The organism is Pseudomonas sp. DCB_AW, assembly GCF_026240895.1.
GTDB classification, from domain to species: domain Bacteria; phylum Pseudomonadota; class Gammaproteobacteria; order Pseudomonadales; family Pseudomonadaceae; genus Aquipseudomonas; species Aquipseudomonas kermanshahensis.
This window is the reverse complement of the sequence record NZ_JAPFCE010000065.1, coordinates 1-16,756: the sequence shown is the minus strand read 5'-3', so window position 1 is coordinate 16,756 and position 16,756 is coordinate 1. Positions and strand designations below refer to the sequence as shown.

Here is a 16,756-nt window from a genome sequence, read left to right as displayed (position 1 = left end):
CATGGCACTGGCCAAGCGCATCATCCCTTGCCTGGACGTGGACAACGGCCGGGTGGTCAAGGGCGTCAAGTTCGAGAACATCCGTGATGCCGGCGACCCGGTAGAAATTGCCCGTCGCTACAACGAGCAGGGTGCCGACGAAATCACCTTCCTCGACATCACCGCCAGCGTCGATGGCCGCGACACCACGCTGCATACCGTCGAGCGCATGGCCAGCCAAGTGTTCATCCCGCTGACTGTGGGCGGTGGCGTGCGCACCGTGCAGGACATCCGCAACCTGCTCAATGCCGGTGCCGACAAGGTCTCGATCAACACGGCTGCGGTGTTCAACCCGGAGTTCGTGGGCGAGGCGGCGGACCGTTTCGGTTCGCAGTGCATCGTCGTTGCCATCGATGCCAAGAAGGTCTCCGCGCCGGGTGAAACGCCGCGCTGGGAGATTTTCACCCATGGCGGGCGCAAGCCGACCGGGTTGGATGCGGTGGAGTGGGCGAAGAAGATGGAAGGCCTGGGTGCCGGTGAGATCCTGCTGACCAGCATGGACCAGGACGGCATGAAGAACGGCTTTGACCTGGGCGTTACCCGGGCCATCAGCGATGCGCTGGGGATTCCGGTGATTGCGTCGGGTGGGGTGGGTAACCTGCAGCACCTGGCGGACGGGATTCTGGAAGGGCATGCCAGCGCGGTGTTGGCGGCCAGTATCTTCCACTTTGGCGAGTACACCGTTCCGGAAGCCAAGGCCTACATGGCTTCGCGCGGGATTGTCGTTCGCTGAGCCATTGCTGGGAGGGCATTGCCCTCCATTCGCAGCACAAGGCTGCTCCTACAAGAATACGCGCCCCCCTGTAGGAGCAGCCTTGTGCTGCGAATGGGCCGCAACGCGGCCCCAAACGGCATACGCGCCCCCTGTAGGAGCAGCCTTGTGCTGCGAATGGGCCGCAACGCGGCCCCAATGGCATCACCCGTGGTTCTTGCCCAGCAACGCGTGGTAAAGCTCGGTATCCCCAAGAATCCCCACCACCTTGTCGTTATCCTGCAGCACCAGCTTGTTGCCCGTCTGATAACGAATCTGCAGCGCCTCACGCATACCGATATCGGCGTGCACCACCGTCGGCCTGCGCTCCAGCAACTCAACATTCTGCCCTGGCGCCCAATTCTGCATATCCAGGCCGTTCTGGCCTTGGCGTGCGCGCTTGAGCGAGCCGCCTTCGCCAATGTCCAGCCATGAGTCGATACCCGGGTCCAGGCACACCGACCCATTGACCCGTTTGCAGTTGTCCAGGCTGCGCATCAGGCTGCGGCCGCACAACACGTTCAGCGGGTTGGTGTGGGCAACGAAGGTGCGCACATAGTCGTCCGCCGGGTTCAGTACGATCTCTTCGGGCTTGCTGTACTGGATGATCCGCCCGTCCTTCATGATTGCAATGCGGCTGCCCAGCTTCAACGCTTCGTCCAGGTCGTGGCTGACGAACACGATGGTCTTGCTCAGCTTGCGCTGCAGCTCCAGCAGTTCGTCCTGCAGGCCCTGGCGGATCAGCGGGTCGAGTGCCGAGAACGGTTCGTCCATCAGCAGAATGTCGGCATCCATCGCCAGCGCTCGGGCCAGGCCCACCCGCTGCTGCATACCCCCGGACAGCTCGTCGGGCTTCTTGTTGCGCCACTGGGTCAGGCCAACCAGTTCAAGCTTCTCGTCTACCAGCTTGCGCCGCTCTTTCTCTGGGCGGCCCTGCATTTCCAGGCCAAAGCTGATGTTCTCGCGCACCGTCAGCCAGGGCATCAGGGCGAACTTCTGGAACACCATGGCGATGCGCTTGGTGCGCATCATCTTCAGCTCGGCCGGGGTGCAGTGGGCGATGTCGATGTGCTTGCCTTCATGCTCGACGAACAGCTTGCCGCGGCTGACCGTGTTCAGGCCGTTAATGCAGCGCAGCAGGCTCGACTTGCCCGAGCCGGACAGGCCCATGAGCACGCAGATTTCGCCTTTCTCGATATCCAGGTTGGCTTTTTCGACACCCACCACCAGGCCGGTCTGCTTGAGGATCTGCTCGCGGGTCTTGCCCTGGTCGAGCAGCGACAATGCCTCGCGCGGTTTGTTGGAGAAGATGACGTCGACGTCTTCGAACCGAATGATGCTCATGCTTCACCCCTTACCGTGACTTCCGGTTGCTTGCAGATACGGTCGAGCATGATCGCCAGCAGCACGATCGCCAGGCCCGCTTCGAAGCCCAGGGAGATATCGGCGGTGTTCAGTGCGTTGACCACAGGTTTGCCCAGGCCGTCGGCGCCCACCAGGGCCGCGATGACTACCATCGACAGCGACAGCATGATGCATTGGGTGACACCGGCCGCGATGCTCGGCATCGCGTGGGGCAGTTCGATGCGGGTCAGCAGCTGACGGCGCGAGCAGCCAAAGGCCTTGCCGGCGTCGAGCAGCTCTTGTGGCACATCGCAAATGCCCAGGTAGGTGAGGCGGATCGGCGCGGCGATGGCGAACACCACCGTCGAGATCAGCCCCGGGACCACGCCCAGGCCGAACAGGGTCAGGGTCGGGATCAGGTAAACGAAGGTGGGTACCGTCTGCATCAGGTCGAGTACCGGGCGCATGGCGGTATAGAACATCGGTTTATGCGCGGCGACGATGCCCAGCGGCACGCCAATGGCCACGCAGACCACGGTGGCGAAGGTCACCTGCGCCAGGGTTTCCATGGTTTCCTGCCAGTAACCCAGGTTGAAGATAAGCAGGAACGACAGCGCAACGAACGCCGTCAGCCCCCACTTGCGCTGGATAACGTGCGCCAGGGCGGCGAACAGGGCGATGAGGACGAACGGGTTGAACCAGGTCAGGGTACTGGTGACGCCATGGATCATGAACTCCAGGCCTTGCGCGATGGCGTCGAAATAATTCGCGCCGTTCTGGGTCAGCCATTCGACGAACGACGCGATGTACTGCCCCAGGGGTATTTTCTGATCGATAAGCATGATAGCGAGCTTCCACCTGCAAAGATTGAAATCAGTCCGGGGCGGGCACGGTCCCGCCCCGAGGTAGCGCTATTGCGTGGTGCGTTATTGCGCCAGCTTGGCCTTGGCCGCCTCAAGGCCGGGTTTGCCATCAACGGTGGTAACGCCCGCCAGCCAGGTATCCAGCTTGCCGGGGTTGTCTTTAAGCCACTTCTTGGCGGCTGCTTCGGGTTTCATCTTGTCGTCCAGGACATAGCCCATCATGGTGCTTTCATCCTTGAGCTCGAACGACAGGTTCTTGAGCAGTTGGCCAACGTTGCTGCATTCCTGCACGTAACCCTTGCGGGTGTTGGTCAATACGGTTGCCTTGCCGAATTCGGGGCCGAAAAAATCATCCCCGCCGGTGAGGTATTGCATCTTGAAGCGGGTGTTCATCGGGTGCGGTTCCCAGCCCAGGAACACCACCGACTCGTTGCGTTTTTGCGCCCGGTCGACCTGCGACAGCATGCCGGCCTCGCTCGACTGCACGATCTTGAAGCCGGCGTCCTTCAGGCCGAAGGCGTTCTTGTCGATCATGCTCTGGATGGTGCGGTTGCCGTCGTTACCCGGCTCGATGCCGTAGATCTTGCCGTCCAGTTCTTTCTTGAACTTGGGGATGTCGCTGAAATCCTTCAGGCCCTTGTCATACAGCGCCTGGGGCACGGCCAAGGTGTACTTGGCGTTTTCCAGGTTGGCGCGCACGGTCTCGACGGTGCCGGCGTCGCGGTACTGCTTGATGTCGTTCTCCATGGTCGGCATCCAGTTGCCGAGAAACACGTCCAGGTCCTTGCCGGTGGCCAGCGACTTATAGGTCACCGGTACCGAGATCATGGTGGTGTGGGTCTTGTAACCCAGGGCTTCGAGCACAACGCTTGTGGTGGCTGTCGTCACCGTGATGTCGGTCCAGCCGACATCGGAGAAACGTACCGTCTGGCACTGCTCAGGCTCGGCGGCCTGGGCCAGCAGCGGGGTGGACAACAACGCAACCAACAACAGCGAGGGTGAACCTTTCATGGATGGACTCCTGTGATTTTGTCTTCGGGTTCGCGTGGGTCGCCGGGCGTTCTGAAGGTCCGGTCGACCAGGCCTGCAGAGGGCAGGTTGCGTGGCCGTGCTATACGAGTCGCTTTTGATAATCCTCCAGCGCCGGGCAATCGCCTACTGGTGGGGTCGTATCCAGTACGGAACGGGTCGTATCCAGTACTGGCGATGTCGCATATGGATTTTTCCACCCCCTCGGCCGCGTTTTTGCGTCACCAGGCCGCTGGAAAACGGCGTGAAGACGGCAGTACCTCAGGTAAAAACAGCACGGCGCAGCTGGACAAAACTACGTCGGTTGCAGACGGCGAAGGGGTAGGCAAAAGGCCGATGATGCGTGCATTCATGGCGGCTCGCAGCTTCAGCCTAGCAGTTGCCCCGCCCTGCGCATGGCGCGCAGAGACAAGCCCAGCAAGAGGTGATTCGACAATGGCCATCAGCGTGTTCGACCTGTTCAAGATTGGTGTCGGGCCCTCCAGCTCCCACACCGTCGGCCCCATGCGGGCTGGCGCTCTGTTTGTCCAGGGGCTGCGCGAGCGCGGCGAACTGGAGCAGGTAAAACGGGTCGAGGTGCGGCTGTATGGTTCGCTCTCGGCCACCGGCATCGGTCACGGCACCGACAACGCCACCATCATGGGCCTGATGGGCGACTGGCCGGACGCCATCGACCCGACCCAGATCGTCCCTCGCATCGCCGACCTGCGCGAAACCAACACCCTGCTGCTGGCCGGCCGCCTGCCCATCGAGTTTGTCTGGGCCCGCGACATGCTGTTGCTGGACGAGAACCTGCCGTACCACCCCAACGCCATGACCTTGATCGCCGAAGGCGCGCAGGGCGAGCTGCACCGCGACACCTACTACTCGGTGGGCGGTGGCTTTGTGGTCGATGCTGCGCAGGCCGCCAGCGGTGTGCTGGACGCCGACCAGACCGTATTGCCCTACGACTTCAACAGTGCCGCCGAGCTGCTGCAACTGTGCAAGCAAAACGACCTCAGCGTGTCGCAATTGATGATGGCCAACGAGAAGGTCTGGCGCAGCGAGGAAGAGATCCACGCCGGCCTGCAGAAGCTTTGGCAAGCCATGCAGGAGTGCGTCACCAACGGCCTGAAATACGAAGGCACGCTGCCCGGTGGCCTCAACGTACGGCGCCGCGCCGCCAAGCTGCACCGCAGCTTGCAAGAGATCGGCAAGCCCAACGTGATCGGCTCGACCATGAGCGCCATGGAGTGGGTCAACCTGTTCGCCCTGGCGGTCAACGAAGAAAACGCCGCCGGCGGGCGCATGGTCACCGCGCCCACCAACGGCGCTGCGGGCATCATCCCGGCGGTGCTGCACTACTACATGCGCTTCAGTGATGTGGTGGACGAGTCGAACGTGACCGACTTCTTCCTCGGGGCGGCAGCGGTCGGCATCCTGTGCAAGAAGAACGCTTCAATTTCCGGCGCCGAAGTCGGCTGCCAGGGGGAGGTCGGTTCGGCCTGTGCCATGGCGGCGGCAGGCCTTGCGCAAGTGTTGGGGGCGACACCGCCACAATTGGAAAACGCTGCCGAAATCGCTTTGGAACACAACCTTGGCCTGACCTGCGACCCGGTCGGTGGCCTGGTGCAGGTGCCGTGTATCGAGCGCAACGCGATTGCCGCAGTCAAGGCGATCAACGCGGTGCAGATGGCCCTGCGCGGCGACGGCGAACACTTCATTTCCCTCGACCAGGTGATCCGCACCATGCGTGACACCGGCGCCGACATGCACGACAAGTACAAAGAGACCTCACGCGGCGGCCTGGCGGTCAGCGCCATCGAATGCTGATGCGCTAATCACGCGCTGCTGGTCACCACGACGCCCCACTATGGGGCGTTTGTGCATGACCGGCCGTCAGATGTCGCGATGAGTGTGGGCATTGTCGGTGACACTTAAGAGTGTCGTTTCTGGGCAACCCACAAGGCACGTGTCACCAAAGTGCTCAGCAGTTACAAGGAGCGCGCCTAGCACGGCGGTTCCAGAAGTTCAGCCAGCCCGCGCCGAAGGCCCTGATTTGCCGAGTAAAGGCGTCGTTTTCAGGTTTTTTCGGATAGCCGTTCAATTTCAGGCACGGCGTTTGCGTTGTGATTGGCAACAAGCCCCTACCTACGAAGAGGGGGCCATAACAAAAAAATCAGTGCCCGCCTGAGGCACACCCTGCATTTGTGTGAGGAGAAATCGCGATGACGTCGTACACCTCCGGGAATCCAACCCAGAACCGCACAGCTCCCCAGTCCATCGGGTTTCTTCTACTGGACAACTTCACCCTGATTTCCCTGGCGTCGGCGGTAGAGCCGCTGCGCATGGCCAACCAGCTTTCCGGCCGCGAGCTGTACCGCTGGCACACCCTGACCGTCGATGGCGGCCAGGTCTGGGCCAGTGATGGCCTGCAGATCACCCCCGACGCGGCCATGCACAATGCGCCGCCGATCGACACCGTGATCGTCTGCGGTGGTGTCGGCATTCAGCGTACCGTTACCCGTGAACACGTGACCTGGCTGCAGGCGCAGGCTCGCCAGTCACGGCGCCTGGGCGCGGTGTGTACTGGCAGCTGGGCGCTGGCCTGTGCCGGGCTGCTCGACGGCTTCGATTGCAGCGTGCACTGGGAATGCCTGGCCGCCATGCAGGAGGCCTACCCACGGGTGAACATGAGCACCCGCCTGTTCACCCTCGACCGCAACCGCTTTACCAGCTCCGGTGGCACCGCGCCGCTGGACATGATGCTGCACCTGATTAGCCGCGATCACGGCCGTGAACTGTCGGCGGCGATCTCCGAGATGTTCGTCTACGAGCGCATTCGCAACGAGCAAGACCACCAGCGCGTGCCGCTCAAGCACATGCTCGGCACCAACCAGCCGAAGCTGCAGGAAATCGTCGCGCTGATGGAGGCCAACCTGGAAGAGCCGATCGACCTCGACGAACTGGCGGTGTATGTGTCGGTGTCGCGGCGCCAGCTCGAGCGCCTGTTCCAGAAGTACCTGCACTGCTCGCCGTCGCGCTATTACCTGAAGCTGCGCCTGATCCGCGCGCGGCAGTTGCTGAAGCAGACGCCGATGTCGATCATCGAAGTGGCCTCGGTGTGTGGCTTCGTCTCTACCCCGCATTTCTCCAAGTGCTACCGCGAGTACTTCGGCATTCCGCCGCGTGATGAGCGCGTGGGCTCCAACACCGCGCAGCAGGTGGCGATGATGCCGATCCCGCAGGCCATGACCCTGTCGCCGCACAGCGGGCCGATGGCGGCCCTGAGCCAGGCACGCAACGAGTCGACGTTCGCCAGCGTAAGGCTGTAAACGCTACGCGCCCGTTTGTAGGAGCAGCCTTGTGCTGCGAAGAGGCCGGTAACAGCGTCATATAACGACCCTGTTTTCACCGGCCTCTTCGCAGCACAAGGCTGCTCCTACACGTGAACACCGCCCGTGATCATGTATTGATAATGATTCTCGACTACGGGTAACATCGCCGCCCCCGATACTCCCTGGCATACCACCCCGTGGCGGACGACAAACTGCAGCTGTACTTGGCCCATCGGGCGGCGTTGGTCGATTATGCGCGCCCGATCGTTGGCTGCCGTGCCCGCGCCGAGGATGTGGTCCAGGAAGCCTGGCTGCGTTTCAGTGGGCAGCAGGATGATGCCGACATCCGCCACCCGGCCAGCTACCTCTACCGCATCGTGCGTAACCTGGCCCTGGATCAGACCCGCCGCACCGCCACCGAAAAAGCCCAGCCAGACGGCGACGAAATCCTCGCCGAGCTGCCGTCGAGCAGTGCCTCGCCCGAGCAGGCGGTCAGCCAGCAGAACGAACTGGACGCCATCAGCCGAGCCCTCGAAGAACTGCCGCAACGCACCCGCATCGCCTTCGAAATGCACCGCCTAGGGGGCTTCACCTTGCAGCAGGTGGCCAACCACCTGAACGTCTCCGTGAGCTTGGTGCATCAACTGGTGCGCGACGCCATGAGCCATTGCATGGCGCGGCTGGAGGACGACCTTTGACGGGGCTGTTGAAAAAACCAGGCGCTGGCGCGTCCTTTGCTCATCGGGCCGACTCTGTGCGACCCTTCGCGCCCCTCAGCCCCCAGGAGACGTGCCGGACATGACGCCAGCAGACCTCGTATCCAGCCGCCGCGAGCAGGCCCTGGACTGGCTCCTGCGCCTGCAGCAGGCCCCGCAGGATGGGCCGCTGCGTGCCGAGTTCGAGCAATGGTGCGCCAGCGATTCGGCCAACGCCGAGGCCTACCGCAAAGCCGAGCGGGTGTGGCAGCTGACGGGGCAACTGGCCCCTGCTACCACCGCGCAATGGCCGCAGGCCGAGGTGCTCCGCTTGCCTGTGCAACGCACATCTCGGCGCCGCTGGTGGCTGGGCGCTGCGGTCGCTGCCTGCCTGTTGGTGGCGCTGGCGCCTTCCTTGAGCCTGCGGCTGCAGGCCGACTACCGCACGGCCCAGGGCGAAACGCGCGACATCACCCTGGCCGATGGCAGCGTGGTGCAGATGGACAGCGACACGGCCATCGCCGTGGACTATGCGGGTGATCACCGTGATGTGCGCCTGCTCACCGGCCAGGCCTTTTTCCAGGTCACCCCCGACAAGGCCAAGCCGTTTCACGTGCGTGCCCAGGCGGTGCAGGTAACGGTGACGGGGACGGCGTTCAACGTCGCACTGCGGCCAGGCAGGGTAGGGGTGGATGTGCAGCACGGGTCGGTGCGGGTCGAGGACAGCGGCGATGGGCATGTGCTGTCCGGTGCGCTGACTGCAGGGCAGCGGCTGCGCTATGACCATGGGCTGGTACAGGTGCACACCTTCGTGCCCGCGCAGGCGGCCGCCTGGCGTCAAAGGCAACTGATTGCCGATGACCAGACGGTGGCCGAACTGGTTGCGGAGCTGGCGCGCTACCTGCCGGGCAAGGTGCTGCTGCGTGACGATGCGCTGGGGGCCAAGCGCGTCACCGGTGTGTATGACCTGCGCAAACCCGAGGCGGCGCTGCGTGCGGTGGTCCGGCCGCATGGCGGAGAGCTGCGTAGCTATGGGCCTTGGTTGTTGGTGCTGAGTAAGCCTTGAGATTGCCGGGGGCCGCTTTGCGGCCCCAAAAAACGCGTCACAAAAAAACTAATTTCACAATTTTCTGAAAATTCCCCGCACTGCCCCGTCTTCTTCCCCGCGCGCAATAACTGATACCGATTCGTATTCAATTTTGCAGCCCGGCGATTGCCCGGGGTGGGGATGTGGGATGACTGAAACAACAAGCCGTATGCCTCGCCAAGCGCGGGGGTGGTCGTTGCGCCTGAAGCATTTGGCCCGCAGTACGCTGCTTGGCGCAGGCTGTGCCCTGTTCGTGCCTGCAGTGTCGGCAAGTGAGGCCGCCGCCTCTTCGCAATTGGCGCAAGTGCATGCATTTGCTATCCCGGAGCAGGACCTTGCTGCCGCGTTGATCGCCTTCGGCCAGCAAAGCGGTCTGCAAATGACCGCCGATGCGCAGTTGCTGGAGGGCGCGCATAGCAATGCCGTGCAGGGGCGTTTCAGCAACGAAGCGGCATTGGCTCGCCTGCTTTCTGGCAGTGGCCTGACCTGGGACTACGACGGTGGTGTGGTAAGCCTGCGCCTCCTGCACAGCGATGCAGATGCCGGCCCTATGGAATTGCATGACACCTTGGTGCTGGGCGATAGCGGCGACAATGGTTACCTGGGTGCCACGGTCATCAGCAATCAGGCCATCCGTGCCTTCCCAGGGGCCAACGGCGATATCACGACCCTGCTGCAGATGCACCCGAGCGTGCAATTTTCCAGCGCGCAAAAAAGCTCCAACACCCCGGGCGAAATCGACCCCGCCGACATCAGCATCAACGGCGCCAAGTTCTACCAGAACAACTTCATGATCGATGGCATTTCGATCAATAACGACTTGGACCCTGGCGCCCATGGCTACAGTGAAAACCGCCAATTCGATGCCGCGCCCAGCAACCCCCACGGCATAGCCCTGGACGCTGACCTGCTGCAGGAAGTGAAGGTCTACGACAGCAACGTTCCAGTCGAATACGGTGGCTTCAATGGCGGCGTGATCGATGCCATCACCCGTCGCCCGAGCAGAGAACTGCACGGCAAGATCTCCTATGCACTGACCCGCTCGGAGTGGACCCGCTACCACATTACCGAAGCTGATCAGGAGAGCTTCGACCACGCCTCTTCCGAGCAGTACCAGCCGGAGTTCGAGAAGACCACGTTGCGAGGCATGCTCGAGGGCCACCTGACCGACAATTTCGGTGCCATCCTGAGCTTTTCCCAGCGCCGCTCGGTGATCCCGCTCAACCGTTACGAAAATGGTTACAGCAGCCCTAATGCCGACAGCAGCGCGGACCAGACCCGCCAGCTGGACAACTACATGCTCAAGACCTATTGGGACGTCAACGAGCGGTTGACGCTGGAAGGCTCGTTCATCCACGCGCCTCAGGAGAACGTGTTTTTCCGGCAGAATTTTCTCGACTCCGATTTCACCAACACCAATGGCGGCTGGCAGGGCTCGCTGAAGGCCGTCTGGGAAGGTGACCAAGCGCGCTGGACGCACACGCTGGCGCTTACCAACCTGTACAGCTCGCGAGAGGCCGACAGCAAGGACACGGTGTTCTGGTATTACTCCGATGAGAAGAACTGGGGTAACCCCACCGGCAATACAGCCCGCAGCGGTGAGGGCTCGTTCGGCAATCTGGACCAGCGTCAGCGCGGTCTTGATTACACCCTCAAGGGCCAATGGCAGACGTTCGATTTCGCCGGTACCAGCCACGCGTTCACGACAGGCCTTGAGTTGTCGCAAAAGCACGCGGAGTGGGAGCGCGAAGCCACCGGGCAGGGCGTGAGCGGGTTTAGCCGCGACGACGAAACCCGCTGCGTAGGCGACGATCCGTGGTGCTCCGTCAGCCCGTTGCTCAACGGGAAAAGCCGCCAGTGGGCGAACCTGCGTACCCAGTACAACGCAGGCAAGCTGGACCTGACCGAAAACGCTTACGCCGTGTTCATCGACGACCAGATGCAGATAGGCAAGCTCAGCCTGCGCCCGGGCGTGCGCTTCGAAGGCGATGACTACATGCAGCAGAAGACCCTTTCACCGCGCTTTGCCGGTGACTACGACTTCTTTGGCGACCGCAGCACGGTGCTGGTTTTCGGCGCCAACCGCTATTACGGCCGCAACCTGTTCAAGTATCGCCTTGCCGATGGCCGCCAGGGCTTCAACACCACCTATACCCGCAGCAGCCAGACCAGTGAGTGGGTCGGTCGGCAAACGCTGAACACCAACCGTTTTTCAGACATGAACATCCCTTACGATGATGAACTGATGCTCGGCCTGGAACAGCGCTGGCTGAACACTGACTTTCGCCTGAAGTACGTACACCGCAAGGGCAAGGACCAGGTGGTGCGGTCCTCGTCGCGGGTGCTTGGCCTTGATCCCCTTGAGGGCTACCAGGCCATTTACTACACCTACGTGAATGCGGGTGCGAGCGAGAGCGACAACCTGTCCCTGACCGTTACGCCCAATCAGCCATTGCGGGTGCTGGGCAGTGTCACCAGCCTGCAACTGGCACTGGATTGGTCGCGCAGCAAGAATGCCTACAGCACCTATGAAGCTGGCTTCAATGACGCCGAATACGCGGATGGTGATGTGCTCTACGACGGCAAACGCATGGCTTACAGCCAACTCCCGGCCAGCGACTTCAACCGCCCTTGGACCGCGCGCCTGACCACCATTACCGAGATCCCGCGCTGGCACCTGAGCATCAGCAACTTCTTTCGTTACCGGGGTGCGTACGACCAGATCATCGACACCGGCCGCACCGCCGATGTGGACGGCGAGGCCCTGGCCGTTTACGACACCGCTTCGGTGGCTGGCGCACCCACCTGGGACATGCGCGTGAAATGGGAAATGCCCACCGCCCGGGAGCAGGCGCTGTTTGTTGCTGTGGACGTGACCAACGTCACTGACAAGGTCAACTCGATCGTCAGCAACAGCAGCACCGTCCGCACCACGTATGAAGTCGGCCGCCAGTACTGGCTGGAAGTCGGCTACCGCTTCTGACCCCATAAAAAACCGTGGACACCCTGATGAAAAAGCTCATTGCGGGCCTGCTCGGCCCGCTGCTGCTCGGCGCCTGCACCGCGCTACCCGAACCGGACTCGCCATTGCCTTGGGATGCCCAGGTCAGCCAAGGCACCCTGGCCAACGGCCTGCAATACCGGCTGGTGCGCGAGACCGCCCAGCCTGGCCGGCTCGACCTGCGCCTGACGGTCAATGCCGGTTCCATCGACGAAACCGACGACCAGGTGGGCGTCGCGCACATGGTCGAACACTTAGTGTTCCACAGCCGCGCCGGGCAGTCGGGCAACCTGCGCCAGCGCATGACGGCGTTGGGCTGGGTGCAAGGCCGCCACTTCAATGCGGTGACCAACTACGAACGCACCCAGTTCATGCTCAGCCCGCCGGCCGGCGTGCGCCAGGCCCCGCAGGCTCTGCAAGCATTGGCCGACCTGGCGTTCGCCGGCGACTACAGTGCTGCCGACCTTGAGCGCGAACGGCCGATCGTCATCGAGGAGTGGCGGGGCGGCCTGGGTGTGGCCCAGCGCATGAACCAGCAACGCACCGCGTCGCAACGGGTTGGCTCACGTTACCCAGAGCACCGCACCATCGGCAACGAGGCGGCCATCCGCAGTGCCAGCCTGGCCAGCTTGCAGGGCTTTCAGGCGCGCTGGTACCAGGCGCCGAACATGGTGATTTCGGCGGTAGGCGATTTCGAGCCCAAGGCCATGCTGGCGCAGATCGAGCACACCTTCGGCAAGGCCAAAGGTGGTGCCAGCCCGGCTCGCGACTACCGCGACCTGCCGCTGGACAACGCGCTGAAAATCTTCCGCCTGCAAGACCCGCAGTCTGGCAGCAACCAGGTGGCGCTGTTGTTCCGCCTGCATGAACCGGACAGCCGCGGCACCACCCGCGCGGCGCTGCGTGAGCGGTTGATCGACCGCATGGCCTTGGCCGCGCTGCTCGACAGCCTGCGACGCCAGCCGCTGGCGCCCGGGGTGCGCAGCCTGGTGGCACAGAAAACCCTGATCGGCAGCCAGTCGACGGTGCTGGGTATCGCTGCCGGCGTCGAAGGCCAGCAGCACGAACAGGCGCTGCGCCAGCTGCTGACCGAGATCGAGCGCCTGCGTCAGCATGGCTTCAGCGAGCAGGACTACCAAAAACAGCAAGCCCATATTCGCGCCTTGGGCGACAAGACCTTGGCCAACCGCGCGCCACGTACGTTCGAGCAGTGGGTCGAACAGCTCAACAACGCCACCGCGGCAGAAGGCAGCGTGGTCGAGCGTCATGCTGCTGCCCGTCGCTACCTGCAGGTGCTGCCAGGCATCGAGCGGGAAGACCTCAATCACAGGCTGCGGCGTTGGCTTGGCAGTGCCGATCGCGTGTTGCAGTTCAGCGTGCCTGGGCAGTCGCAGGTCGAGTTGCCAAGCGTGGCAGCGGTCGAGGCACTGCGGTTGGAGATTGCCAGCCAGACGCTTTCGCCACCTGTTCAGCAGTCAGCTGAAACCCCGAGCGTAGCCAGTTACAAGCCCGATGCACCGGGCACCGCAGGGCACATTGTCGACCGCAAGGCATTCCCTGCTGAGCACGTCGAACACTGGCGCTTGGGTAACGGCGACCGGCTGGTATGGCTGCGCCGTAACGGCCCAGAGGGCAAGTGGCTGTTACAAGCGGACTCGTCCGCCGGCTACCGCCTCGCCGATGCGCCTGCCTGGCGCTTACAGATGGCTGCCCAACTGGCCGTGCGCAGCGGGCCGGACGGTGCGCAGGCGTGGCGCCAGGCGCAAGGTGCCACCGTCAACCTTGAGCATCAGCCACAGCGCCTGCAGTTGAACCTCAGCACCCGCCCCGAGCAACTTCCGGCCTTGCTGCAGAGCTACCGGCTGAGCCAACAGGCGAGCATCGACGCCACGTTGTTCGACGAGGCGCGCAGCGATCTGCAGCAGCGCCTGCGCAGTCGTCCCGAAGATGTGCGTGCGCGCCAGGAGCGCGAGCAGCGCGTACTCAAGTACGGAGCCGATCATTGGCGAACCCCTGACCAGGCTGCGCTGCAACAGCTCGATCGCAAGCAGTTGCAGGCGGACTGGCAGCGCCTTGCCGGGGCGCCGGTGACTTACTACCTGATGGCCGATGTGCCCGCAGAACAGCTCGAACCGCTGGTGCGCGGCTACCTGGCCAACCTGCCGCGCGGCGTCTCGCCAAACCCGCAAGCCGCGTTGCAGCAACCCGGCCAGCGCCGCAGCGACCTGGCGATCGCGCTCGAGCCCCGCGCTGTGCTGCAGGCCAGCAGCTACCAGCCGCACGCCTGGCAACCGCAGGCCGCCATGCGCGTCGCACTGCTGCGTGAGCTGGCCAACCAGCAGCTCAAACAGCAACTGCGTGGCGAGGCCTCGGGGGTTTATCGCCTGAGCTTCGATGCCCAGCTCGACCCCGATTCGCAGCGCATCGAAAGCTCCCTGAGTTTTACCTGCGACCCGGCGCGTGTGGATGAGTTATGGGCACTGGCGCAGCAGACCCTGGCCGAGCTGAAGGTGGATGAGCAGTGGCTGTTGGCCGAGCGTCGCGAGCTGGTGCGCCAGGAGGCCAAACGCCGCGAAGACCCGCAAACCCAATTCAAGCGCTTGATCCTCAGTGAGCGCCACTGGCAGGACCCTCGCTACCTGAGCGAACAGGCGAGGCTGCCCGAGGCACTGACCGTGCCGGCCATGCAGCAACTGGCGCGGCAGTTGTTCCCCGTCGCCAACCAGGTGCAGCTGCGCCTGCTGCCATCGGCTGCCGCGCTGGAGCAGGCGTTGTGAATACCCTGCGCAGGTTCTACCGCCTGAGCCGGCCATTCTGGCAAGCCCGCCAGCAGTGGCTTGCCTGGCTGATGCTGGCGACGATCATCGGGCTTGGCCTGTTGATCGTGCAGATCAACGTGTTGATCAACAGCTGGAGTAAAACCTTCTACGACACGCTGGCGTCTTTCGACACCGCGGGGCTGTACGCGCTGGCCGGTGAGTACGCGCTCTATCTTGGGCTCTACGTGCTGATTTTTGTCGCCCTCGACTACCTGCGCAAAGGGCTGGTACTGCGCTGGCGCCAAGCGATGACCGGGCGTTTGATCGATGCTTGGCTGGGCGACCAGGCGTTCTACCGCCTGGGGCTCAGCGGCGAACCCGACAACCCGGACCAGCGCATCGCCCAGGACGTCGACCTGATGGTGGACCTGAGCATCGAGCTGGTGGCCTCGCTGGTGGTCAATCTGGCCCAGGTCGGCGCGTTCGTGGTGATCCTGTGGAACCTGTCCGGGGTGCAGACCTTCCACCTGTTCGGCGAACCCTTCACCGTGCATGGCTACCTGCTGTGGATCGTGCTGGCCTACACCTTGATCGGCAGTGTCCTGACCCACCTGATCGGCAAACCCTTGCACGCGCTCAACTATGCGCGTGAGCAACGGGAGGCGGACTTTCGCGCGGGCCTGCTGCGCAAGCGCGACCACGCCGAGCAAATTGCCCTGTACCGAGGCGAGACGGTCGAGCGCCAGCACTTGGCACAGCGCTTCCAGGCGATTGCCGAGAACTGGCGACAACTCATGGGCCGTGAGCGTGACCTAAGCCTGTTCACGGTCGCCTACCAGCGCTTCAGCCTGATCGTGCCGGTATTCGCGGCGCTGCCCGCGTTCATGGCCAAGACCATCACCTTGGGTGGCCTGATGCAGATTCGCAGCGCGTTCAATGCCGTGCACGACTCGCTCAGCTGGTTCATCAAGCTGTACCACAAGCTGGTGCGCTGGAGCGCGGCGCTGGAGCGGCTCGACCAGTTCGAGCAGGCCATCGCCGCCAGCCGCCAGCAGGTGATCAAGGCGCCGCAGGGCCATTGCCTGTGCTTGCAAGGGCTGACGGTATGCCGGCCCGACGGCAGTCATTTGCTCCGCGGCCTCAAGCTGCGCGTCGGCCAGGGGCAGTGGGTACGGCTGGCCGGGCACAGCGGGTTGGGCAAGTCGACCTTGCTGCGCACCTTGCAGGGGCTGTGGCCCCATTGCACGGGTGATTGGCAATTGCCGCCGGGGCGCAGCCTGTTGTTGCCGCAGCAGCCGTATCTGCCGCAGATGAGCTTGCGTGGCTTGCTGGCTTATCCACAGGTGCGGTCGATAGACGATGTGCAGTTGGTCGATGTGCTGGGCAAGGTGGGGCTGGGCGGGTTGATTGGGCAACTGGACAGGCAGGTGGAGTGGGAGCGGGTGCTTTCTGGCGGCGAGCAGCAGCGGGTGAGCCTGGCGCGGGCCCTGTTGTACCGGCCGGATACGTTGTACCTGGATGAGGCGACCAGTCAGCTGGATATCGGCAGTGCGCAGCGTTTGCTGGGGATGCTCAAGCGGGAGTTGCCGGGGTGTACCGTGGTGGCAGTAACCCACCAGGAAGGGCTGGCGGGGGTGTTTGGGAAAACGCTGGAGCTAGAGCCTGTGTGAACGTGCACCGACCTCTTCGCGGGTGAACCCGCTCCCACAGGGGGCTCACAGCCTTTGCAGGCTCTGCTGAACCTGGGCTCACAGCCTTTGCAGGCTCTGCTGAACCTGGGCTCACAGCCTTTGCAGGCTCTGCTGAACCTGGGCTCACAGCCTTTGCAGGCTCTGCTGAACCTGGGCTCACAGCCTTTGCAGGCTCTGCTG

General features: G+C 63.3%; 11 protein-coding genes. 8 read left to right on the top strand and 3 right to left on the bottom strand.

Annotation, left to right across the window (positions count from 1 at the left end):
• The first annotated feature begins 1 nt into the window (after nt 1).
• Nucleotides 2-772, top strand: a complete 771-nt coding sequence (gene hisF / locus OO306_RS23250; protein WP_027594274.1) for an imidazole glycerol phosphate synthase subunit HisF — start codon at nt 2-4, stop codon at nt 770-772.
• 183 nt (nt 773-955) lie between these two features.
• Here hisF and choV read toward each other — a convergent pair whose 3' ends face one another.
• From choV to OO306_RS23235, 3 genes are all read right to left on the bottom strand, one after another.
• Entirely contained in the window at nt 956-2,134 is a 1,179-nt protein-coding gene (gene choV / locus OO306_RS23245) for a choline ABC transporter ATP-binding protein (protein WP_027594275.1), read from the bottom strand.
• Entirely contained in the window at nt 2,131-2,979 is an 849-nt protein-coding gene (gene choW / locus OO306_RS23240; protein ID WP_172960399.1) for a choline ABC transporter permease subunit, read from the bottom strand. The genes choV and choW overlap by 4 nt, the downstream gene beginning before the upstream one ends.
• An 81-nt stretch (nt 2,980-3,060) precedes the next feature.
• Complete coding sequence (locus OO306_RS23235) at nt 3,061-4,008, bottom strand: choline ABC transporter substrate-binding protein (RefSeq protein ID WP_027594277.1); 948 nt, start codon at nt 4,006-4,008, stop codon at nt 3,061-3,063.
• 453 nt (nt 4,009-4,461) lie between these two features.
• Between OO306_RS23235 and OO306_RS23230 the strand changes: the two genes are divergently transcribed.
• The 7 genes from OO306_RS23230 (at nt 4,462) to OO306_RS23200 (ending at nt 16,555) form a co-directional block, all read left to right on the top strand.
• On the top strand, nt 4,462-5,838 hold the full coding sequence (locus tag OO306_RS23230) for an L-serine ammonia-lyase (RefSeq protein ID WP_099452656.1): 1,377 nt from the start codon (nt 4,462-4,464) through the stop codon (nt 5,836-5,838).
• 395 nt (nt 5,839-6,233) lie between these two features.
• Entirely contained in the window at nt 6,234-7,340 is a 1,107-nt protein-coding gene (locus OO306_RS23225; protein ID WP_027594279.1) for a GlxA family transcriptional regulator, read from the top strand.
• A gap of 200 nt (nt 7,341-7,540) precedes the next feature.
• Complete coding sequence (locus OO306_RS23220) at nt 7,541-8,041, top strand: sigma-70 family RNA polymerase sigma factor (RefSeq protein WP_027594280.1); 501 nt, start codon at nt 7,541-7,543, stop codon at nt 8,039-8,041.
• Nucleotides 8,042-8,141: 100 nt separating this feature from the next.
• The gene (locus OO306_RS23215; protein WP_265970029.1) at nt 8,142-9,104 is read left to right on the top strand and encodes a FecR family protein; all 963 of its coding nucleotides are present in this window, start codon (nt 8,142-8,144) and stop codon (nt 9,102-9,104) included.
• Between the two features lie 169 nt (nt 9,105-9,273).
• Nucleotides 9,274-12,108, top strand: coding sequence for a TonB-dependent receptor (locus OO306_RS23210; RefSeq protein WP_265970027.1), 2,835 nt, complete (start codon nt 9,274-9,276; stop codon nt 12,106-12,108).
• Nucleotides 12,109-12,134: 26 nt separating this feature from the next.
• The gene (locus tag OO306_RS23205) at nt 12,135-14,903 is read left to right on the top strand and encodes a M16 family metallopeptidase (protein WP_265970026.1); all 2,769 of its coding nucleotides are present in this window, start codon (nt 12,135-12,137) and stop codon (nt 14,901-14,903) included.
• A complete protein-coding gene (locus tag OO306_RS23200) occupies nt 14,900-16,555 on the top strand; it encodes an ABC transporter ATP-binding protein/permease (RefSeq protein ID WP_265970025.1) in 1,656 nt (551 codons plus the stop codon). Before OO306_RS23205 ends, OO306_RS23200 begins: the two co-directional genes overlap by 4 nt.
• Nucleotides 16,556-16,756: the final 201 nt, after the last annotated feature.